Genomic DNA, 18759 nt, shown 5'->3' with positions numbered 1-18759 from the left:
TGACGGGAATTATTTTTTTATACTTAAGAAATGAGGACTTGATGTCACACATAACTTTCCCCAACTCACTCATCCCCCCGCAACTCCTTGCTGAAAATCTATCAGCGGAAAACCTCATCATTCTAGATGCCAGCATGAAGCCGGTGACGAACATCGGTGTCGCTCAACCTACTGTCCCCACTTACATCCCCGGCTCACTGCGCTTTGATTACGACACGCATATCTGCGACCACAACACATCCCTGCCGCACATGATGCCCACGCCTGAATTCTTCACTGAAGAGATGCAAAAGATGGGCATTCGCAAAGACAGTGCAATCGTCGTGTACGATAACGTTGGCGTATATGCCAGCCCGCGCGCGTGGTGGATGTTCCGCGCGATGGGACATGATAACGTAGCAGTCTTGGATGGCGGTTTGCCTGCCTGGATAAATGCCGGATACGAAACGACCGCGACTCTCGCGACTCCAACATCACGCGGAGACTTCGCTTCACATCCCCGACCAGAGTTGATCGTTGACTCTCAAACCGTAACCCACGCCTTGAGCGACTCCGCTTTCAGCGTGATGGACGCCCGGTCTGCCGGACGTTTCAAAGGTCAGGAACCTGAGCCGCGCGCAGGGTTGAGAGGCGGACACATGCCCGGCGCCGTCAACCTGCCTTTTGCGGAGACTCAAACTAACGGCGTAATGAAATCCCCTGCGCTTTTGCGTGAGATATTCAACGAATATCAAAATAAAAAATTGATCTTCAGCTGTGGCACCGGAGTCACGGCTTGCATTCTTGCATTGGCTGCAGATCAGGCGGGGCATAAAAACCTCGCTGTCTACGATGGTTCATGGACGGAGTGGGGCGCGGCGGATTCGGGCTTGCCAGTGGTTAAATAAAAACAGAGGCGGATGTTATTCATCCGCCTCTGTTTTTAGTGAGCTGTTGATTTTGAGAAGACGTTGATGAGCAGGATACCTGCAAGAATCAGTACAATACCGGTGACCTTTGCCCAGTCCAGCGTTTCGCGCCAGAGGATCATTCCGGCAGCAACCGTGAGGATCAGCCCCACGCCGGACCAAATGGCATAGGCAACGCCGATGGGCATGGTTTTCAAGGCAATGGAAAGCAGATAAAAAGAAAGCCCGTAACCGACCGCTACGATGATGCTGGGAATGGGTTTGGTGAAGCCCTCCGAAAACTTAAGGGAAGATGTAGCGATCACTTCGCTCAAAATGGCGAAGAAGAGAACAATAAAGGTTTTCATTTAACGATTATCGCCATCGCCTTGAATTTTGCCGCGGGCTTGACGGTCTAAAAGTTTGGCGAGATTCGCTTCGGCAATTTCATCGAGCGGCAGATCAAGTTCGGTGGCGACTTGGGCGATGTACCATAACACATCACCGAGTTCGGCTTTGAGTGCTTCGCGTTCTGCTTCGCCGATATTCCCTTGTTTGTCTCTAAAGATTTTTTTGATCTTGCCTGCCACTTCGCCTGCCTCGTTGACCAAGCCAAGCGCCGGGTAAATGACAGGGTGCCCAATGGACGGGTATTGTGCGGTGGAGCGGGATTTTTTTTGATAGTCGTTGAAGTTCATGAGGTAGTCTCTTTTCAGTAGAGCGAGAATTGGTTTACAAAAAATGTCCGGCTTCATATTCATAGGGTATGAAGCCGGACCTACAAATTAATTAAAAGCCTTCGCTAGATCCTTCCACCACGTATCTTTCTCACCGGGGATAAAAGGTGTGTACAGGGTGATTCTATCTGCGATGCTGCCGAAGCGTTTCTTCAAGTCTGCGGCGAGATTTTCCTGGGTGGTCATGAGGCAGAACTCGTTCAACATCTCATCGGTGATGAGCATGGGCATCTCTGCCCACTCGCCCTTGGAAGCAAAGCCGGAAAGTTTTTCGGCGGTCTCCCCCCAACCGTGAAAGTCCATCACCGCTTTATAGGAAGGTGTTGAAGCATAGAACGCGATCTGCATGCGCGCAAAACCTTCTTCTTCTGGTGAGGTTGCAATGAATGGGGTCATCGAAACGGAGAGAGCGCTGCGTTTGCGTCCGCTTTTTTGCAAGCCTTCTTCGATGGCAGGCAGGATGATCTCATTCATGTATTTTGGGCTGTTGAATGGATGCGCATGGAAGCCTTCGCACATTTCGCCTGCGAGTCTTGCCAGACCCGTATTGACTCCTGCAATGTAAATGGGAATATTTGGGTTCTCGATCTTGCCCGGATTAAAGAACGGCGACATCAAGGTGATCTTGTAATGCTCGCCGCGGAAATTTAACTTCGTGCCGTTTTGCCAGCAGTCCCACAAGGCGCGGATGACTTGGATCTGCTCGCGCAGTTTGCCCGTGACCGACTCGGGCCAGGTCATACCAAAGCGGCGCTCAATATGTGCCTTGACCTGTGTGCCCAATCCCAAAATGAATCGTCCGTTCGACTGAGCCGCCAGGTCCCATGCGGTGTAGGCAAGGTTGGCAGGCGAGCGCGCGAATGACACAGCAATGGCGGTGCCAAAGTCCATGCTCGCAGAATGTTCTGCGATCAAGGTGCATGGCAGGAAGGGATCATGCTGGGTCTCTTGAGTCCATAACGCGGCGAAGCCGATCTCTTCGGCGGCTTTCGCAATGGCGGGGATCTCTTTTAATTGAACGATAGGGAGGGCGGCATCTAGTTTCATAGGTCAAGTATACAGTTTGAGAAGAGAATAGTGAATAGTGGATAGTGAATGGTAGAGGCAGGGCTTGTGCCACGAAGTGGTATCTCCCCGCCCAATTTATAAAAAAAGCCCCGCAAACGCGAGGCTTTTAAATCTTACACCACCGGCTGACCTTCGTCCAAACTGAGGATAAAGCCGAGTAACTCACGACTCTCTTGCAGCCAGACATTCGGCACTGTAGTGCGTTTCAGATAACGGACGATGCCATCCTTATCGACAACAAGGGAAGCCGTGCGTTGAAAAAGCAGGAAGTATTTTTCAAGTTCATACAGGTTATACACGGCACGATCTGGGTCACAGAGAATGGGGAAAGGCAAACCAATTTCGTCCGCGTATTCGCGGGCTTTCTCCATGCCTTCGCCCAGAATGGCAATCACTTCGGTGCCTGCTTCTTTGAACTGCTCGTACATCCTGCCAAGCTGCGCCACATGCGTGCGGCATTGCGGGCATGTCGTTTCACGGATGAAGAACACGATCACATTGCTCTTGCCGCGGAAATCTGTCAGCGAAACATTCTGCCCATGGGTGGCGAGCAGTTTGAAGTCTGGGGCGAGCGAGCCGATCTTGGCTTCGATTGAGTCGAGGGTCATATCCGATTCCTATCTTGAATTCTAATTAAAGGATGGCATCTCGAGCCGACTCTTTACGTTAGTGTTTGGTTAATCTTCTGTAGAGGCAACCCATCAGAGATTATCAAGATGACCTGCTTCCGCTGGGCGGGTCGCCCCTACCTCTCCAACAGATACGCCATGATCCAATTCGTTGTCGCGTTCAAGCCATCCATGTGGGCGCGTTCGTAATTGTGCGAAGCGTCGATGCCGGGTCCGATCAATGCAAGCGCTACGTCACCGCCTGCACGCCAGAAGGCTTCACCATCCGAGCCATAGAACGGATAGACATCGGTCTTGTATGGAATGCCGTGCTTCTCGGCAATGCCGCGCATCTTTTTGTTCAAGCCTTCGTGATACGGTCCGCCGCTGTCTTTGATGCACAAGGTCGCATGGAATTCATCCGACTCTTGTCCAGGTCCAACCACCGCCATATCAACCGTGACCAACTCCGCGACTTCATCAGGGATGCCCGCCGCTGCGCCGTGACCGACCTCTTCATAATTGGAGATGTGGAAGTACACGCTTCGCGCCGGACTTTGACCTGACTCCACCATCGACTTGATCGCCGCGACAAGATTCGCTACACAAGCCTTGTCATCGAGGAAGCGCGAGCGGATGAATCCATTGGTCACTTCGGTGCGAGTATCGAACGCCACACAATCACCGATATTGATTCCCAATGCACGCGTCTCTGTTTCAGAAGTAGTGAGAGCATCAAGACGTACTTCGAGATGTTTATCATCGCGCGGCAGGTCGGCTCCACTGTGAATATGACCAGATGCTACATCAATGAGTACCGAGCCGCGAATCTTTTCGCCTTTGGACGTGAAGACCCACACGCCTTCTGTTTCCACTGTGGGCCATTGAATCCCACCGATGCGACTCAGTCGCAACCGTCCATTGCCCTTGATCTCTTTTACTACCGCGCCAAGGGTATCGGCGTGAGCGGTCAAGGCAACGGGAGGCAAATCAGATTTCACTTCCCATTTTGCAACCAATGCACCTTTACGGGTTCGGCTCAATTTCAATTGCTTGTATTTGGATAGTTCCTTTTCAACAAAGTCAATTGCCGCGCTGGCAAAACCCGTCGGGGATGGGATGTTGAGCAGGTCAACGAGAAAGTTGGTGAAGTACGTTTCGTCAATTTTTGGGAGGGACATGGGGTTCTCTTTTCATATGTCACCCTGAGCGGTAGCGCGACGTCCCCGTAGGGGGAGGGGTCTCTACGATTATCTCAGAGATGCTTCGCTTCGCTCAGCATGACAAACTCTTTAAAGACTTTCGAACTCAGCGATCTTCTTCTTCCAATCATCCGGCACGGGGATGGTCTTCAAGCCTTCGTAATCGAAGGTGACCAGCACTACTTCGCCGCTTGCCATTACCTTGCCAGTATCTGCATCCATGACGCATTGCTCCACCGTCATGGATTTGTTTCCAAGTTTGGTCACTTTGGCACCAGTCTTGATATTGTCTCCATAGTGAGTGGGAGACTGATAGGTGATGTGAATATCTGCCACAATGACGCCGATCTCCATAAAGGACTGGTCTTTGCTGAACAAGCCAAGCTTCATGAAATAGTAGACACGCGCCTGCTCGAAATACGTCAGGTATTTTGCGTTGTTGACATGTCCCTGCGGATCGAGGTCTCCGTAGCGGACTTCGGTGGGGTGAAAGAATTTGTAGTCAGTCATGAAGGGGATTATAGTTTGGTAGTTCTTAGTTGGGTAGTTCGATACTAAAAAGCCGCAGAGCACAAAACTCCACGGCTTTACAAAGCTACTAAACTATATAACTATCTCAACTACAAAACTTCGCCAACCCCATCTTATCTTGAATAAGGATACGCCCATCGGCATCGGTCGTCGCCAGACCTTGCTCCTTGAAAAAGACCATTGCCTGATTCACACGCTTGCGTGAGGCACCCACAAGGTCGGCAATGTCGCTTTGCGTCAGCGCAATACGGATGCGAATGCCGCCATCCACTTCTTGATAATACCGTTCCGCAAAAGCCAGCAGTTGACGTGCCACTCGTCCGTTGACATCGAGCGTGGCGAGCGATTGGATCATTTGGTCAGAAAGTCTTACCCTTGCAGAAAGAATTTTTACCAGGTTGCGCGCAATTGGCGGAAAGTTATCGAGCATGTAATTGAAGGTGGTCTTATCCATCCATAGCATGAGTGAGTCTTCGAGGGTGACCACACTGGCAGAACGACCGACACTATCGATCAGACTCATTTCACCAATGAGGTCACCACTGCCCAAAATGGAGAGGATCGCGTCGCGCCCGCCTTGCTCGGTATAAACCTTCACCGTCCCATGCAGGATAATGTAAACCGCCTCACCTGGCTGCTCGATCAGCATCACATTCTTTCCGGTCGGGAACACGCGCCGATGTGCGCGGTGCGCCACCCAATCCAATTGAACCGGTGTGAGACCTTCGAACAGTCTGATGTCCGAAAGGATATTGCGGGTGTCGTCTTTCTGAAGTTCAGCCATGCGTAACATATTTTACTCCTTCCTTCACCCCTGCCCCTCTCCCAGAAACGGGAGAGGGGTTTAAGGAAATCTCCATGCCTTCAAACGCCGCCTGCGAATCAGGAAAAATATTCTTCGCAGCAGATTCTTGCGCCGCCACCCAATCGTCAGCGTAGGATGGGTCGTGATGGAACAGGATCAACTGTCCCGTTTCGGCAGAGGCGGCAACTTGTCCCGCCATGGTTGCGGTCGAGTGTCCATATCCCTGCGTCGAAGGAAATCCGGCGAGGCTTCCGTAGTAGTGTTCATCGGAATACTGCGCATCGTGAATGAGCACATCCGCATTACGCGAAAAATTGATAAGCTTGCGATCCATGCCCACGTAGCCTTCCGTGTCGGTGGCATACACAACTGACTTGCCTTGATACGTGATGCGATAGTGATACACGCCGCCGGGATGCGCATGTGATTTGTGAATGCGGATGACCACCGCCTCAGGACTCGGATTTGAAATTGATTCAACAACCCGAACTCCATCCTCCTCCCAAACTATGACCTGCGACTCGCGCAACGATTGAATATCCTTGTTCGATGCCATATCGCGCAATGAGATCGGGAACGTATCCGAAGATTGATTGTGCTCCAACACATGCTTCACCGTCTCTGCCGTGCCGCCGGGACCATAGATGTGCAGTTTGGCTTTTGGCAAATACGCAGGCACGAAGAATGGAAATCCCTGCGTGTGGTCGTGATGCAAGTGACTGAACAGAAGCAGCAACTCAAGATTTTGGCGTTTCACCAACTCGCGCCCAAGCGGAATGATGCCCGTGCCCGCGTCGAGGATGATGGTGCGCCCGCCCGCGTTGACTTCCACGCACGCGGTATTGCCGCCATAGTTGACGGTGTTCGCGCCCGGTGTGGGGTAACTTCCACGCACACCCCAGAATTTGACTGTGAAATCCTTGTTCATGTCTGCCTCCAGTTGTTGAGGTTCTTGGAGGTGACGGTCTTCTTTGCGAAGCTTTGTCATCTCCAAGACACTTGTATTATGTTCCAAACCGCGTATCCTTCAAGGAAAGTGTTCTCTTGGCAGGTGAGAACTATTTCTCATGCTTCGCGACCGTGGACCATTGACCATGGAGATGTTCCATCGTCCACGGTCCATCGTCTATCGTCAGCGCGAAGCGCGGCGGTATAATCTTCTCCATGCTGCCCGATCTGCAAATGAACGATCAATTACGCTTGCGTAAACCACATCCATGCGGCTCATATGAGTGGAAGGTCATTCGCCTTGGCGCGGATATTGGTTTGGAATGCAAAGGTTGCCAGCATCGTGTCATGCTTACCCGCCGTGAATTGGCGAAACGCATGAAAGTGAATTTGACTGCGCAGGAACGGGAAAAAGCGCAGACAGAATCCAACGTAGACTCCAATAGTTTGTAGGATCATCAAGATGTAATACAAGGAGGTTTTATGGAATCAAAAGACAGAGAACTCCCCATTGGTTCGCTTCGTATTGGCTTATTTACCGACACATACGCTCCACAGGTGAACGGCGTCTCGGTCTCATTGCAAATGATCTCGGAGGGTTTGAAAAAACGCGGACATCAGGTCACCATTTTTGCGCCGCGCTTCCCTGGCTATAAAGACGATGAGCCGAATGTGATGCGCCTGCCCTCGCTCAAGTATTTGAACAATCCCCCCATCTATGTGGCGGTGCTGGGAACGCCCCGCTCCACATGGAAGCTCACCCGCGAACACTTCGATGTGCTTCATGCGCACAGCCCGGCAAGTGTAGGGTTGCTTGCATATCTCACTGCTTCCACTAAACGTCTACCATTGATCTACACCTATCACACCTCCATCACTGATTACACCCATTACATCAAGTTTATCGGCGGTACGGGTCTAATCAAACGTGCGGCAGGTTGGTTTAGCAAGGCGTCCACTGACTTGGGCGACCAGATCGTGGTGCCCTCACCGAAATTTCAACGACTGTTACTTACTCAAAAAGTGAAGCAGCCCATCACAGTCATTCCAAATGGAATTGACTTGAGCATGTTCAAGACGGCAAGGAACCCCGGCAGTTTGCGAAAACGGCTGGGCATCGCTTCTGATGCCCCGATCATGCTCACTGTTGGGCGCATGGATCCGGAGAAGCGGCTTGAGTTCATCGTTGAGGCATTTGACCTTATTGCAGACCGTGTTCCCAATGCGCATCTTGTCTTTGCCGGGGATGGTGGTTCACGCAAAGATGTTGAAGCCCGCGCCGCGGCGACGCACGCGAAGGATCGCATTCACTTTTTAGGCATGGTCAACCGCGCTGAACTTCCCGATATCTTTCATGATGCCGACGTCTTCCTTTCGGCATCCACCACTGAGGTGCACCCCATCTCGGTGATCGAAGCGATTGCCTCCGGGTTGCCCATGGTTGCGGTTCAGGATGAAGCCTTTGAAGGCATGATCGATCATGGTTTGAACGGTTATCTGGTCCCATTGGATGTGAACGTTTACGCCAACACTCTCGCCGACCTGCTCCCTGATCGCGAGCGCCTTAAGACCTTTGGCGTCCACTCCACCAAACTCAGTGAGAAATATTCCATTGAAAGCCAGGTGAAGGCGTTGGAAAAACTTTATTTGGAAGCCATCCTGCAGAACTGGCGCGGAAATATGTTCACCCGTATGATGCAGAAAAATATCAACCAAATTCCCCGGCGTATCAACCGCGTTATCCGTACGGAGATCGGTAAGATGCTGCCCGGACGCAAGAAAAAATAATACCAATCTGTGCAATACGGATGACATATCACGTCATCCGTATTGCACAATGGAAAGAGGGGGAGGGGTATAATTCCACCTCGATGTCTATCCTTGATGCCCACATGTTGGAATTTTTTAGCCGAAGCCCGGAACAAACACGTCGCATTGGCATGCGGCTGGGCAGTTTGCTGACTGCCGGTGATGTGATCTGTTTGCAGGGTGATCTCGGCGCAGGCAAGACCACATTCACACAAGGACTGGCGCAAGGCTGGGGCTCGCTCGACTCTGTTTCCAGCCCGACCTTCATCCTTGTCAATTTGTATCGGCGTGCCGATGGCGCTCAACTTTTTCACCTGGACGCCTACCGCCTCGACTCTGTGCCCGAAGCAGAGGAGCTGGACCTTGACTCTATGCTTGCCGAAGGCGCGCTTATCATCGAGTGGCCCGAACGGCTTGGTGATTTGATCCCCAAAGAACACTTACACATTCGCCTTGACCATCTTTCGGAAGAACACCGCCAGATGAATTTTCACGCGTACGGCAAACGCTACGATGATCTACTCAATTCCATCCGTCATGCAATGGTGGGAGGCTAAGCATGCTTCTGGCAGTCGATACCTCCACATCTTTGGTCGGGTTGGCGCTATACGATGGCGACCAGGTCCTCGGTGAAATGACTTGGACGACCAAACAGCATCACACCACCCAGCTTTCCCCGGCTCTTTCCGGACTTTTGAAGCGCTGCGGCGTTTCAATGAGCATGGTCACCGCTTTGGGCGTTGCCATTGGTCCCGGTTCATTCACGAGTTTAAGAGTCGGGTTGTCTTTGATAAAGGGAATTGCGCTGGCGCGTAATTTGCCCGTGATGGGCATCTCCACGTTGGATGTGATCGCTGCTGCGCAACCGCAGGCGAATGATCCCTTGGTGGCTGTCTTGCAAGCCGGGCGGACTCGAATCGCTTTCGGCGTGTATAAAAATATCGAGAAACAGTGGCAGCCAGAAGGCGCGGTGCGAAGCGGAACGTTGGATGAGCTGCTGGCAGAGTTGACGGGTCCAACGATCATTGCAGGTGAGTTAACTGTCGATGAGAGAAAGAAAATATCCAAAGTGAAAAACCTGCAGTTGGCTTCTCCCATTCTCTGTGTGAGGCGACCGGCTGTTTTGGCGGAACTGGCATGGAACCGCTGGCAGGATAGTGATGCGGACGATGCCGCTACGCTGGCTCCCATTTATTTGCATGTGGCGGGAACGCCAATCTCGTGAGCCGAATTACCTTTCTTCAGGGTTGAGAAGAAATGAATCTTGAATCACCTGTCAATTCTGGTCTTATCATCCGCAGGATGATCCACGCTGATCTTGAGCAGGTGATCGCGATTGATCAGGTGTCGTTTACACTGCCGTGGCCCCAACGCTCCTTCCGATATGAATTGGACGAGAACTTTGTCTCTCGCTGCTGGGTGGCGGAGGCGGATGGGCGCGTTGCTGCCATGCTGGTAGGCTGGATGATGGTGGATGAAATGCACATTGCCACCATTGCAACTCACCCGGAGTATCGCGGGCGCGGTATTGGAAAGAAGATCCTGGTGCATGCACTTTGCACTGCAAGGGATAAGGAAGGTTTGGTGCGCGCGTTTTTGGAAGTGCGCGAACACAACGATATAGCCTTGAGCATGTATCGCAGCCTGGGTTTTGTGGAAGATGGAAGACGAAAAGAATATTACAAGGATAATAATGAGGATGCCATCCTGATGACATTGAACGATCTGGGGCACCTGCAAGGAGATTGAATGCCTGCCGTTGAGACTCTTGAACGCATTGCCCGCGAGATTTCTGTTTGCACCAAGTGTGCTTTGCACGAATCGCGCAAGAAAGCTGTGACGGGTGAAGGTCCGGCGGATGCAGAGATCATGTTCATTGGAGAAGGACCCGGCTTTCATGAGAATGAGCAGGGACGTCCGTTCGTGGGGGCATCGGGGAAATTTTTAGATCAACTGCTGGCACAGGCAGGCTTGGAACGTTCGGATGTATTCATTGCCAATGTGGTAAAGTGCCGTCCACCTGCCAACCGCGACCCGCAGCCGGAGGAACTTTTGGCTTGTAATGAGTACTTGGAAGGGCAAATCAACGCCATAAACCCGAGTATTATTGTGACATTGGGACGTATTTCCATGGGCAAATATGTGCCTGGCGCAAAGATCACTTCCATTCATGGGCAGATGCAAAAGATCGATGGTAAGTTCGTGATTCCCATGTATCATCCGGCTGCCGCATTACACCAGCCTGCACTTCGTCCAGCCATCCTGGCGGACTTTGCAAAACTGCCCGAGCAATTGAACGAAGCGCGTACGGCACTGGGTAGACCGATCATTGAAAAGAAAAAAATAACGGTTCCTCAGAAATCCGAGAAACCGCAGCAGTTGAGTTTATTTTGATAATAAAGGATAAAAAATGACAACAAAAACAGATCTGATCAAAAGATTGAAAGACAAAAGTGCCACGATCGCCATTTTGGGGCTGGGGTATGTGGGGTTGCCGTTGGCAGTCGTGTTTGGCGAGGCGGGATTTAATGTTACAGGCGTGGATCCTGATAAGCGTAAAGTTGATGCCTTGAAGGAAGGCAGATCCTATATTCCGGATGTGCCCACGGAGGCTGTTGCCAAACTGGTCAAGTCGGGGAAGCTGGTTGCCACCACTGATTTTTCCGTGCTCAAGAATATGGATGCTGTCAGTATCTGCGTGCCGACACCGTTGCGTCAGACCGGCGACCCGGATATGTCGTTTATCATCTCTGCCATGGACGAGTTGAATAAATATATGCACAAGGGCATGGTGGTTGTGTTGGAATCGACCACATATCCCGGCACGACCCGTGAATTGCTCCTGCCTAAATTGGGTAATGAACATGGTTTGACCATTGGTGAAGATTGGTTCCTGGCGTTTTCGCCGGAACGCGTGGATCCGGGTCGTGAGGATTACACGACCATTAATACCCCCAAGGTAATGGGCGGCATTACCCAAGCTTGCGGCGAAGTGGCGACTGTCTGGTATGAAGGCGCGATCAAGACCATTCACAAGGTCTCAACGGCGGAGGCGGCGGAAATGGCAAAACTGCTGGAGAACACCTTCCGCATGATCAATATCGGCATGGTCAATGAACTTGCGATCATGTGTGAACGACTTGATGTGGATGTCTGGGAAGTGATCGATGCGGCAGCAACCAAACCTTTTGGTTTTATGAAATTCACGCCAGGACCCGGGTTGGGTGGTCACTGTATTCCTATCGACCCGTTGTATCTTTCCTGGAAGATGAAGTCGCTCAATTACAATGCCCGCTTCATTGAGCTGGCATCTGAGATCAATACCAATATGCCGCGTTATGTGGTCAGCCGCCTGATGGAATCGATGAATGACCTGGGGAAGACCATCAAAGGGTCTAATATTTTGGTGTTGGGCGCCGCCTATAAGCCGGATATCGATGATGTGCGCGAGTCACCGTCTCTGGATGTGATCGGTCTGCTTCAGAAGAAGGGCGCGGATGTGAAATATCATGACCCGTATATTCCGCACATCCATCACGAGCATGACGGCTGGCACATGGACAGCGTGATGGACATGATGAAAGCCGTAAAGGAAGCGGATGCGGTCTTGATCGTGACCAATCATAAGATGTATAACTACACCGAGATCATCGCTGCTGCAAAATTCGTCTTTGACACACGCAATGCGACCGGCAAGCTCGGTGCGTTCGCGAACGTGGAACGCCTCTAATCTTTAAATATTACGCATTACGTATTTCGTGGTACGTAATGCGTAATTATTTAATTCGTAAAGGAGAAGTATGGCAAATTATCTCGTGACAGGTGCAGCTGGTTTTATTGGCGCGCGCACATCGCACATCCTCTTGGAACAGGGGCATACCGTAGTAGGCATAGACAATGTCAACGACGCGTACGATCCGCGCATGAAGGAATACCGCCTGAAGAAGTTGATGGCAGTGCCGGGGTTTAAATTTCATCGACATGACATTTCTGAGAAGTCCTGTATTGCGCTGTTCAAGAATGAGAAATTCGAGGGTGTGATCAATCTCGCTGCCCGGGCTGGTGTGCGCTACAGTGTGGAAAATCCCTGGGTGTTCCTTGAATCGAATGTGACCGGCACATTGAACATGCTGGAAGTCTGCCGTCAGTTCGGGTGCAAAAAATTCATCCTTGCTTCAACCTCCAGCATTTACGGTGAAAACCCGCCATACCCCACACCAGAGACTGCTTCAAGCAGCGAACCCATGCAGCCCTATGCTGCCAGTAAAAAAGGCGCAGAAGCGTTGGCGCATTCGTATCACCATTTATATGACATTGACGTGACCGTTCTGCGCTTCTTCACCGTCTATGGTCCTGCAGGTCGCCCAGACCTTGCCATGTTCCGTTTTGTGCAATGGATCCTTGAAGGACAGCCTGTGCGCATTAATGGTGATGGGAATCAGTCACGCGGTTTCACCTATATCGATGACATTTCACGCGGGATCATTGCGGCGCTCAAACCGGTCGGCTATGAGATCATCAACCTTGGCGGGCATGAGGTCATCAGCATCAATCAATTGGTGGAAATTGTTGAGGACCTGACCGGCAAAAAAGCGATCGTTCAGCATGGTCCGCCCAACCTGGCAGATATGCTCAATAATCAAGCCGATGTTAGTAAGGCGCGGACAATGCTCGGCTGGGAACCACAGGTTAACCTGCGCCAGGGCTTGAAGAACCTGATCGATTGGTACCTGGCAGAACGAAGTTGGGCGAAGGAAGTCCTTACGCCGTAATATCAGACCTCGGAGGTTTCAAACCCTCCGAGGTCTTTTTTTAAAGTTTATATAATACCCACGGTCACAAACTGCATCTTCCCTTTATAAAGAAATGCAGTTTGTGACCGCACTGGGTATAATTTCTTCCAATGTCCCTTCTCTCGAAGTTCAAAAATGACCCGCTCTTTGCCAAAGTGATGCGTTCCAGCGGATCGTTGTTCAGCAACAACACCCTCGCGCTGGGATTAAGCGTCGTTCAGGGCATTATGGCGACGCGTCTGCTCGGACCGGCGGGGTTTGGTCTCATCGGCGTGGTGATGTCTTTCGCTTCGGTGGTGAATAGCATCTTCTCGTTTCGCATGAGCGAGCTGGTGGTGCGTTATGGCGGCGAATACCTGAACAAGCAGGATAAAGAACAAGCCTCTGCCTTGTTCAAAGCTGCCAGCACAACCGAAGCCCTGGTTTCGCTGATGGCGTTTCTCGTTGTGCTTGCCACTGCGCAACTTGCTGAAACCTATCTCGCCAAAACTCCCGATATTGCATGGATGTTCACTTTCTTTGCGATTAACCTACTGGCGAACTTCAACACCGAAACCTCCACGGGTATTTTGCAGATCACCGAAAAGATCAAATTGCAGGGTACGGTTAACTTAATTCAAGCCATTGTCACCACGCTCATTATTGCGGGCGCGTTCTTTTTCGGCGGCAGTATCACAGTTGTTCTCGTTGCTTATCTGATCGGTAAATCTATTCTGGGACTGGGGCTTTTCACTCTGGCTCAAAACCAATTAAAAGAAAAACTCGGCAGCGGATGGTGGCGCACGCCTTTCTCTGCACTCACTGCCCGCAGAGAGATTTTTCGCTTTGCATTCAGTTCCAACATCAGTGCGACCATCATCAAACTTTTCCGCGAGAGCGAGTTGATCTGGGTCGGTTTATTTCTCGATACCACTGCGGTTGGTTATTATCGTGTGGCATATACCATTACGCATTTCCTTGCCATTCCTGCCGACCCGCTCATCGCCACAACTTTTCCCGAGATCAATAAACTTGCAGTTGAAAAAACATGGGGCAAGCTCAAAAGTTTTCTTAAGAAGATCACAGCGTTTTCATTTTCTTATAACCTCGCCATTGGCGCGGGGCTGATTCTCTTTGGTCATTGGGTCATTCAAATCTATTCGGGTAAAGAATATCTCGCCGCCTATCCCGCCCTCGTTGCGCTGACCATCGGTTTGGTCTTCAATTACATCCTCTTTTGGAATCGTCCGTTGTTGCTTGCGCTCGGCTTGCCGGAGTTCCCTGTCTATGTAACGCTTGCGGCGGGCATCATCAAACTCGCGCTTTCGTTTTGGCTTGTGCCGGTCTATGGCGTTGCCGCAGCGGGCGGACTTCTTTCGTTCTATTACATCGCGTCCGTTGGCTTGATGGTCTTGCGCGGAATTCGGGAAATTGGAAATCGGGAATCGGTATGAAAATCGCACTAATTACAAACTCACGAATACCATCCCTGACTGCCAATTCGATTCAGGCGATGAAGGTTGCGCAAGCCTTGATGCAATTGGGACATGACATCAAAATGTTTGCCCCCAAAGAAGCACCAAGTACCAATCACCAATTACTCCTCACTCACTACGGTCTGCGCCTCGCCCCGGACCTCGACCTGCTCCCGTCCATTAGCAGACTCAAACGCTTCGACTTTATCGTCCATGCCCAGCGGGCTGCGAAGAGATTTGGTGCGGACTTGATCTACACCTGGCTGCCCCAATCCGCGGCATTGGGCGCGTGGATGGGGGACCCCGTGGTGCTCGAAATGCACGCGGATAACTCTGGCAAACTCGGCGTGTGGTGGATGAGACAGTTTTGGAATCAGAAGACTCCCAAAGTGATGACGGTCACCACGTCAGCGTTGAGAAAGGCTTTGGAGCGCTCGACCCAGTTCGAGTTCCCGAATGAAGCGCTGTTGCTCGCGCCGAACGGCGTCGAGTTGGAAAAGTATGCAGGGCTGCCAAGTCCTACCGAAGCGCGTCGTCAATTGAATTTGAAAGAGGGGCTGACGGTTGGATTCACGGGACATATTTACCCGGGGCGCGGCGCGGATCTTTTGTTTGAACTCGCCAAACAAATGCCTACGGTGAATTTTTTGTGGGTGGGCGGCACGCCTGAGTTGGTGGACTTTTGGCGCGGCAAGTTGAGCGAGGCGGGCATGACCAACGTGACAATGACCGGCTTCGTAAAGCACGAGTCGATTCCGTTATATCAGGCGGCGGCGGATGTGCTGCTGATGCCGTACTCGCGTTCGATCGAGGCTTCGAGCGGACAGGACATAGCCGAGGTCATCAACCCGATGAAGATGTTCGAGTATATGGCTTCGGGGCGGGGGATCGTTTCTGCGGATCTGGATTCGATACGAGAAATTTTGAATGAGGGTAATGCGGTATTAGTAGAGCCGATGGAGGAAGGGAATAGGGAATGGGGAATTGGGAATTGGAAGGCGGCGATTGAGTCGTTGCTTGACGATGAGCCGCGCCGTTCGGCATTGGGTGCGCAAGCCCGCTTGGATGTGGAACAGTTAACATGGGTCAAGCGCGAAGAACGGGTGATGGAATTGTTTGAATCAAATCTCCGAGGTCTTTAGACCTCGGAGATTTTTTTATTCCTTCGTCACCGCCGTCAAATTCATCGTGAGCAATACGCCGGGTTTGGGAAGTTCGCTCACGCCGATGACCGTCCGCGCGGGGCGATGGTCGCCCATTTTGCTGACGTAAGCGCGGTTCATTTCTTCAAAGTCGCTCATGTGTTTGAGGAAGATGTTGATATGAACAACATGATCCAAATCTGAGTTGACCGACTCAAGCATGACCTTGAATGAATCGAGAATTTGCGCGGTCTGCGAGAAGACGTCATCTCCGGCGAGTTGACCGGTAGCAGGGTTCACGCCCGCCGTCCCGCCGATGGTGATGAAAGTGCCTACTTTGGCGATGTGGTTGTATGGTCCGATTGGAGTCGGGGTGTTGGCTGGGGTGGATGTTTCAACAGTGGGCATTTTATTTTCCTTTTTCGATGCGATAGACAAGGGTAATGTGACCATCGGGGTTGGGCTCTTCGGCGAAGAATTGCATGCCTGCTTTTTCTACAACATGGGCAGATGCTTTGTTCGGTTCTGCGATCGTGGCGAGGATGTAGGTCAGCCCGCATTCGGTCAGACCGTACTTCAACATAGCAGGGACAAGTTCACTGGCGTAGCCTTTGCCCCATGCGCTGGGATGAAAGGCGTAGATGATCTCCGGCTCCTGACGTTCTGCGTCATACACTATGCCGCTGCAGCCGATGAATTCACCCGATGTTTTTTCGATCACAGCCGAAGCGCCCATTCCTTTGACCTCATAATTGCGGAGCGAGATGTCGATCCATTTCCCGCATAGTTCTTTCGTGAGCGGCTCCCCATCACCCATCCATCGTGTTACTTCAGGCAGGCTGAAAATGGCAAACAAGGCATCTGCATCGGGCAGTGTAAGTTGACGGATAAACAGGCGGGATGTTTCAAATAGAGTCATGATGGTCTCACTTCTACGCTGGTCTTGTATGATCTTCGTGTTGTTGATTAGTTTATAAAATTATAGTGGATATTAAAGCCTTGAATTGCGAATCAACTACGCAGAGTTGTCTCGTCAAAGCTTAAGTTCTCCTAACAAACTTGTAAATTCCATAAATAAAATTTTGCAATAAAATCTGAAAAAAATAAAAATGCATAGGAGCGGGGACATGCAAAATAGACACACCCCAAGATACAAACCTGTAAAAATACTACTTGCCATGCTGCTTGTCGGTCTGGTCTTCTTCACCCCGGTGGTGAACAAAACAGACGAGACCCCATCCAAGCTGCAAAGCGTCTTCCCGGAACTCAAACCCTTCGCCTCCAGCGCAGACGCCTGCCCGTGGGCATGCATCGAATGCACCTCCTGGGATGATAGCGCCTGGCCGCGCGGTTGTGCGACCTACGAATGCAATGCCGCCTGCGAAGGCGAACCAGGCAGCGGCGGAGGTGGACCCGTCTACCAACCGCCCACGATCTCGCATGTACTCACCTGCTCGAACCCCGGAAACAACGGCTGGTGCATCGGCAGCCTCTCGCTGGACCTCAGCGCCTCAGACCCACAGGGACAATCCGTCATCATCAGCGGCGACGTCAACGGCACGCCCTTCACCTGTCCCAACGGAAACACCACCTGCTCCATTCCCCTCTCCGAAGGGACAGGCACGCTTAACTACAAAGTGGACGCCGCCACCGGACTCTCCGCCAGCGGCAGCGCCAGCTACCAAGTGGACGTCACCACCCCGCAGATCAGTGGAAGCCTGGCAGGCACAGCCGGACAGAACGGCTGGTACGTCTCCCCAACCCTGGTCACCGCCTCACCAAGCGACACCCTCTCAGGCATCGCCAGCTTTGAAGTGAACGTGGATAACGCAGGCTACACCACCTACGCAGATACGACCTTTACAGACGGGGTTCACACCATCCAATACCGCGCCTACGACAATGCCGGGAACTACACCGAAGTATCGCAAACCGTGATGGTGGACACCATCGCGCCCAGCCTGAGCGCACCGGGAGGACTTCACCTGAGCGAGATAATGAACTACCGCCTCGACGACGCCACCAGTGGACTCGCTCAATTCTCGGCATTCATCGCAGACAAAGACCAACTGCAAGGAGATGCCGGGGGAGCCTGGGCGGTGAGCGGCAACAGCTATTCGGGCACTTTCTTCTGGGATGGCACCTTCGCAAATGATGGAGCGCGCGTGGGCAACTACCTCTACACCCTGACCGTGACCGATCTGGCGGGCAACCAAGCCAGCATGATGGGGGCATACGAAGTGCAATACCGCAACCTGGTGTATCTGGGACTGGTACCGAACAAGAACAACAAGCCAGACGCGCCGCCGTTACAGGTATCCAACCCAAGCGGAGCGGCGCTCTACCAACCCGCGCCTACGGAAGCGCCCACCGAAGTAGCGAGTGAAGCCATCCTGATCCCCACAGAAGAACCTGCTCCCGCAGAACCAGCGCCGATCCTTGAAGTGCGCAGCAATGTCTTTGAGGGGACGAGTGTGAAGTCTGCATTCACGGCGGGCAACCAGACGACCACCACTACCCCCATCTCCAACGCGAACATCCTGTGGGGTGGGGCAGCGACCGCCCTGCTGGGAGCGACCCTGGCGGAGTGGCAGCGCAAGCGAGCGGAGGAGGAAGCGGCGCGTCTCGCCGCCCTGCGAAACAGCGGCGGCGGGGATGAAGGAGGAGATGGCGGCGGCAGGACGAATGCGGGACGCAAGGCGTACCAAGCCATGATGCAGGAGAAGCGCATTGTGGGAGCCTTGCAGGCAGAACAGAATGCGAAAGCGCAGGCTG

General features: G+C 52.1%; 21 protein-coding genes and 1 pseudogene. 12 read left to right on the top strand and 10 right to left on the bottom strand.

All coding sequences use genetic code 11. The features are described 5' to 3' along the window. Positions 1-41: 41 nt before the first annotated feature. Positions 42-887, top strand: a complete 846-nt coding sequence (locus IPG80_RS07135; protein ID WP_345104448.1) for a sulfurtransferase — start codon at positions 42-44, stop codon at positions 885-887. A 35-nt stretch (positions 888-922) separates the two neighbouring features. On the opposite strand, the gene IPG80_RS07130 is transcribed toward IPG80_RS07135, so the two are convergent. From IPG80_RS07130 to IPG80_RS07095, 8 genes are all read right to left on the bottom strand, one after another. Next, a complete protein-coding gene (locus IPG80_RS07130) occupies positions 923-1255 on the bottom strand; it encodes a multidrug efflux SMR transporter (protein WP_345104446.1) in 333 nt (110 codons plus the stop codon). Further along, positions 1256-1585 (bottom strand): nucleoside triphosphate pyrophosphohydrolase family protein, encoded by a 330-nt coding sequence (locus IPG80_RS07125; RefSeq protein ID WP_345104443.1) that lies wholly within the window; start codon positions 1583-1585, stop codon positions 1256-1258. 87 nt (positions 1586-1672) lie between these two features. After that, complete coding sequence (locus tag IPG80_RS07120; RefSeq protein WP_345104437.1) at positions 1673-2671, bottom strand: TIGR03617 family F420-dependent LLM class oxidoreductase; 999 nt, start codon at positions 2669-2671, stop codon at positions 1673-1675. Between the two features lie 134 nt (positions 2672-2805). Then, positions 2806-3300, bottom strand: a complete 495-nt coding sequence (locus IPG80_RS07115; RefSeq protein ID WP_345104434.1) for a peroxiredoxin family protein — start codon at positions 3298-3300, stop codon at positions 2806-2808. Between the two features lie 137 nt (positions 3301-3437). Further along, positions 3438-4481 (bottom strand): M42 family metallopeptidase, encoded by a 1044-nt coding sequence (locus IPG80_RS07110; RefSeq protein WP_345104431.1) that lies wholly within the window; start codon positions 4479-4481, stop codon positions 3438-3440. Between the two features lie 111 nt (positions 4482-4592). Then, a complete protein-coding gene (locus tag IPG80_RS07105) occupies positions 4593-5012 on the bottom strand; it encodes an acyl-CoA thioesterase (RefSeq protein ID WP_345104428.1) in 420 nt (139 codons plus the stop codon). Between the two features lie 106 nt (positions 5013-5118). After that, positions 5119-5817 carry a Crp/Fnr family transcriptional regulator gene (locus IPG80_RS07100; RefSeq protein WP_345104425.1) on the bottom strand — a complete coding sequence of 233 codons (699 nt, stop codon included), beginning with the start codon at positions 5815-5817 and terminating at the stop codon, positions 5119-5121. Further along, positions 5810-6766 carry an MBL fold metallo-hydrolase gene (locus IPG80_RS07095; RefSeq protein ID WP_345104422.1) on the bottom strand — a complete coding sequence of 319 codons (957 nt, stop codon included), beginning with the start codon at positions 6764-6766 and terminating at the stop codon, positions 5810-5812. Before IPG80_RS07095 ends, IPG80_RS07100 begins: the two co-directional genes overlap by 8 nt. A gap of 236 nt (positions 6767-7002) precedes the next feature. Between IPG80_RS07095 and IPG80_RS07090 the strand changes: the two genes are divergently transcribed. The 10 genes from IPG80_RS07090 to IPG80_RS07045 all read left to right on the top strand — a co-directional run bounded on the left by IPG80_RS07090 (position 7003) and on the right by IPG80_RS07045 (position 15984). Continuing rightward, the gene (locus IPG80_RS07090) at positions 7003-7239 is read left to right on the top strand and encodes a DUF951 domain-containing protein (RefSeq protein ID WP_345104420.1); all 237 of its coding nucleotides are present in this window, start codon (positions 7003-7005) and stop codon (positions 7237-7239) included. A gap of 30 nt (positions 7240-7269) precedes the next feature. Further along, on the top strand, positions 7270-8574 hold the full coding sequence (locus tag IPG80_RS07085) for a glycosyltransferase (protein ID WP_345104418.1): 1305 nt from the start codon (positions 7270-7272) through the stop codon (positions 8572-8574). Between the two features lie 83 nt (positions 8575-8657). Continuing rightward, positions 8658-9152, top strand: coding sequence for a tRNA (adenosine(37)-N6)-threonylcarbamoyltransferase complex ATPase subunit type 1 TsaE (gene tsaE / locus IPG80_RS07080; protein WP_345104415.1), 495 nt, complete (start codon positions 8658-8660; stop codon positions 9150-9152). 2 nt (positions 9153-9154) lie between these two features. Next, on the top strand, positions 9155-9820 hold the full coding sequence (gene tsaB / locus IPG80_RS07075) for a tRNA (adenosine(37)-N6)-threonylcarbamoyltransferase complex dimerization subunit type 1 TsaB (RefSeq protein WP_345104412.1): 666 nt from the start codon (positions 9155-9157) through the stop codon (positions 9818-9820). Positions 9821-9852: 32 nt separating this feature from the next. After that, the gene (gene rimI / locus IPG80_RS07070) at positions 9853-10344 is read left to right on the top strand and encodes a ribosomal protein S18-alanine N-acetyltransferase (RefSeq protein ID WP_345104409.1); all 492 of its coding nucleotides are present in this window, start codon (positions 9853-9855) and stop codon (positions 10342-10344) included. After that, the gene (locus IPG80_RS07065; protein ID WP_345104407.1) at positions 10345-10989 is read left to right on the top strand and encodes a uracil-DNA glycosylase; all 645 of its coding nucleotides are present in this window, start codon (positions 10345-10347) and stop codon (positions 10987-10989) included. A gap of 16 nt (positions 10990-11005) precedes the next feature. Then, positions 11006-12325 (top strand): nucleotide sugar dehydrogenase, encoded by a 1320-nt coding sequence (locus tag IPG80_RS07060; RefSeq protein WP_345104405.1) that lies wholly within the window; start codon positions 11006-11008, stop codon positions 12323-12325. A gap of 70 nt (positions 12326-12395) precedes the next feature. Further along, a complete protein-coding gene (locus tag IPG80_RS07055; RefSeq protein ID WP_345104402.1) occupies positions 12396-13367 on the top strand; it encodes an NAD-dependent epimerase/dehydratase family protein in 972 nt (323 codons plus the stop codon). 131 nt (positions 13368-13498) lie between these two features. Continuing rightward, positions 13499-14821: an oligosaccharide flippase family protein gene (locus tag IPG80_RS07050; RefSeq protein WP_345104399.1), complete on the top strand. Its 1323-nt coding sequence runs from the start codon at positions 13499-13501 to the stop codon at positions 14819-14821. After that, positions 14818-15984: a glycosyltransferase gene (locus IPG80_RS07045; RefSeq protein WP_345104397.1), complete on the top strand. Its 1167-nt coding sequence runs from the start codon at positions 14818-14820 to the stop codon at positions 15982-15984. Before IPG80_RS07050 ends, IPG80_RS07045 begins: the two co-directional genes overlap by 4 nt. Before the next feature lie 15 nt (positions 15985-15999). On the opposite strand, the gene IPG80_RS07040 is transcribed toward IPG80_RS07045, so the two are convergent. Then, the gene (locus IPG80_RS07040) at positions 16000-16392 is read right to left on the bottom strand and encodes a Rid family hydrolase (RefSeq protein WP_345104394.1); all 393 of its coding nucleotides are present in this window, start codon (positions 16390-16392) and stop codon (positions 16000-16002) included. 1 nt (position 16393) lies between these two features. Further along, entirely contained in the window at positions 16394-16903 is a 510-nt protein-coding gene (locus IPG80_RS07035; protein ID WP_345104391.1) for a GNAT family N-acetyltransferase, read from the bottom strand. Positions 16904-17111: 208 nt separating this feature from the next. On the opposite strand from IPG80_RS07035, the pseudogene IPG80_RS07030 reads away from it, so the two are divergent. Then, a pseudogene (locus IPG80_RS07030) lies at positions 17112-18759 on the top strand (hypothetical protein); the annotation flags it as partial.

The organism is Candidatus Villigracilis vicinus (genome assembly GCF_016702885.1).
Classification (GTDB): Bacteria; Chloroflexota; Anaerolineae; order Anaerolineales; family Villigracilaceae; genus Villigracilis; species Villigracilis vicinus.
Note: the sequence above shows the minus strand (reverse complement) of the source record. Positions and strands in the feature narration are given on the sequence as shown.

Coding starts and splice junctions, on each gene's coding strand:
- IPG80_RS07120 (WP_345104437.1), bottom strand. CDS start 2,671: ATGAAACTAGATGCCGCCCTCCCTATCGTTCAATTAAAAGAGATCCCC.
- IPG80_RS07130 (WP_345104446.1), bottom strand. CDS start 1,255: ATGAAAACCTTTATTGTTCTCTTCTTCGCCATTTTGAGCGAAGTGATC.
- IPG80_RS07110 (WP_345104431.1), bottom strand. CDS start 4,481: ATGTCCCTCCCAAAAATTGACGAAACGTACTTCACCAACTTTCTCGTT.
- tsaE (WP_345104415.1), top strand. CDS start 8,658: ATGTCTATCCTTGATGCCCACATGTTGGAATTTTTTAGCCGAAGCCCG.
- IPG80_RS07085 (WP_345104418.1), top strand. CDS start 7,270: ATGGAATCAAAAGACAGAGAACTCCCCATTGGTTCGCTTCGTATTGGC.
- IPG80_RS07090 (WP_345104420.1), top strand. CDS start 7,003: ATGCTGCCCGATCTGCAAATGAACGATCAATTACGCTTGCGTAAACCA.
- tsaB (WP_345104412.1), top strand. CDS start 9,155: ATGCTTCTGGCAGTCGATACCTCCACATCTTTGGTCGGGTTGGCGCTA.
- IPG80_RS07035 (WP_345104391.1), bottom strand. CDS start 16,903: ATGACTCTATTTGAAACATCCCGCCTGTTTATCCGTCAACTTACACTG.
- IPG80_RS07045 (WP_345104397.1), top strand. CDS start 14,818: ATGAAAATCGCACTAATTACAAACTCACGAATACCATCCCTGACTGCC.
- IPG80_RS07060 (WP_345104405.1), top strand. CDS start 11,006: ATGACAACAAAAACAGATCTGATCAAAAGATTGAAAGACAAAAGTGCC.
- IPG80_RS07095 (WP_345104422.1), bottom strand. CDS start 6,766: ATGAACAAGGATTTCACAGTCAAATTCTGGGGTGTGCGTGGAAGTTAC.
- IPG80_RS07125 (WP_345104443.1), bottom strand. CDS start 1,585: ATGAACTTCAACGACTATCAAAAAAAATCCCGCTCCACCGCACAATAC.
- IPG80_RS07115 (WP_345104434.1), bottom strand. CDS start 3,300: ATGACCCTCGACTCAATCGAAGCCAAGATCGGCTCGCTCGCCCCAGAC.
- IPG80_RS07055 (WP_345104402.1), top strand. CDS start 12,396: ATGGCAAATTATCTCGTGACAGGTGCAGCTGGTTTTATTGGCGCGCGC.
- IPG80_RS07040 (WP_345104394.1), bottom strand. CDS start 16,392: ATGCCCACTGTTGAAACATCCACCCCAGCCAACACCCCGACTCCAATC.
- IPG80_RS07100 (WP_345104425.1), bottom strand. CDS start 5,817: ATGGCTGAACTTCAGAAAGACGACACCCGCAATATCCTTTCGGACATC.
- IPG80_RS07065 (WP_345104407.1), top strand. CDS start 10,345: ATGCCTGCCGTTGAGACTCTTGAACGCATTGCCCGCGAGATTTCTGTT.
- IPG80_RS07135 (WP_345104448.1), top strand. CDS start 42: ATGTCACACATAACTTTCCCCAACTCACTCATCCCCCCGCAACTCCTT.
- IPG80_RS07105 (WP_345104428.1), bottom strand. CDS start 5,012: ATGACTGACTACAAATTCTTTCACCCCACCGAAGTCCGCTACGGAGAC.
- IPG80_RS07050 (WP_345104399.1), top strand. CDS start 13,499: ATGTCCCTTCTCTCGAAGTTCAAAAATGACCCGCTCTTTGCCAAAGTG.
- rimI (WP_345104409.1), top strand. CDS start 9,853: ATGAATCTTGAATCACCTGTCAATTCTGGTCTTATCATCCGCAGGATG.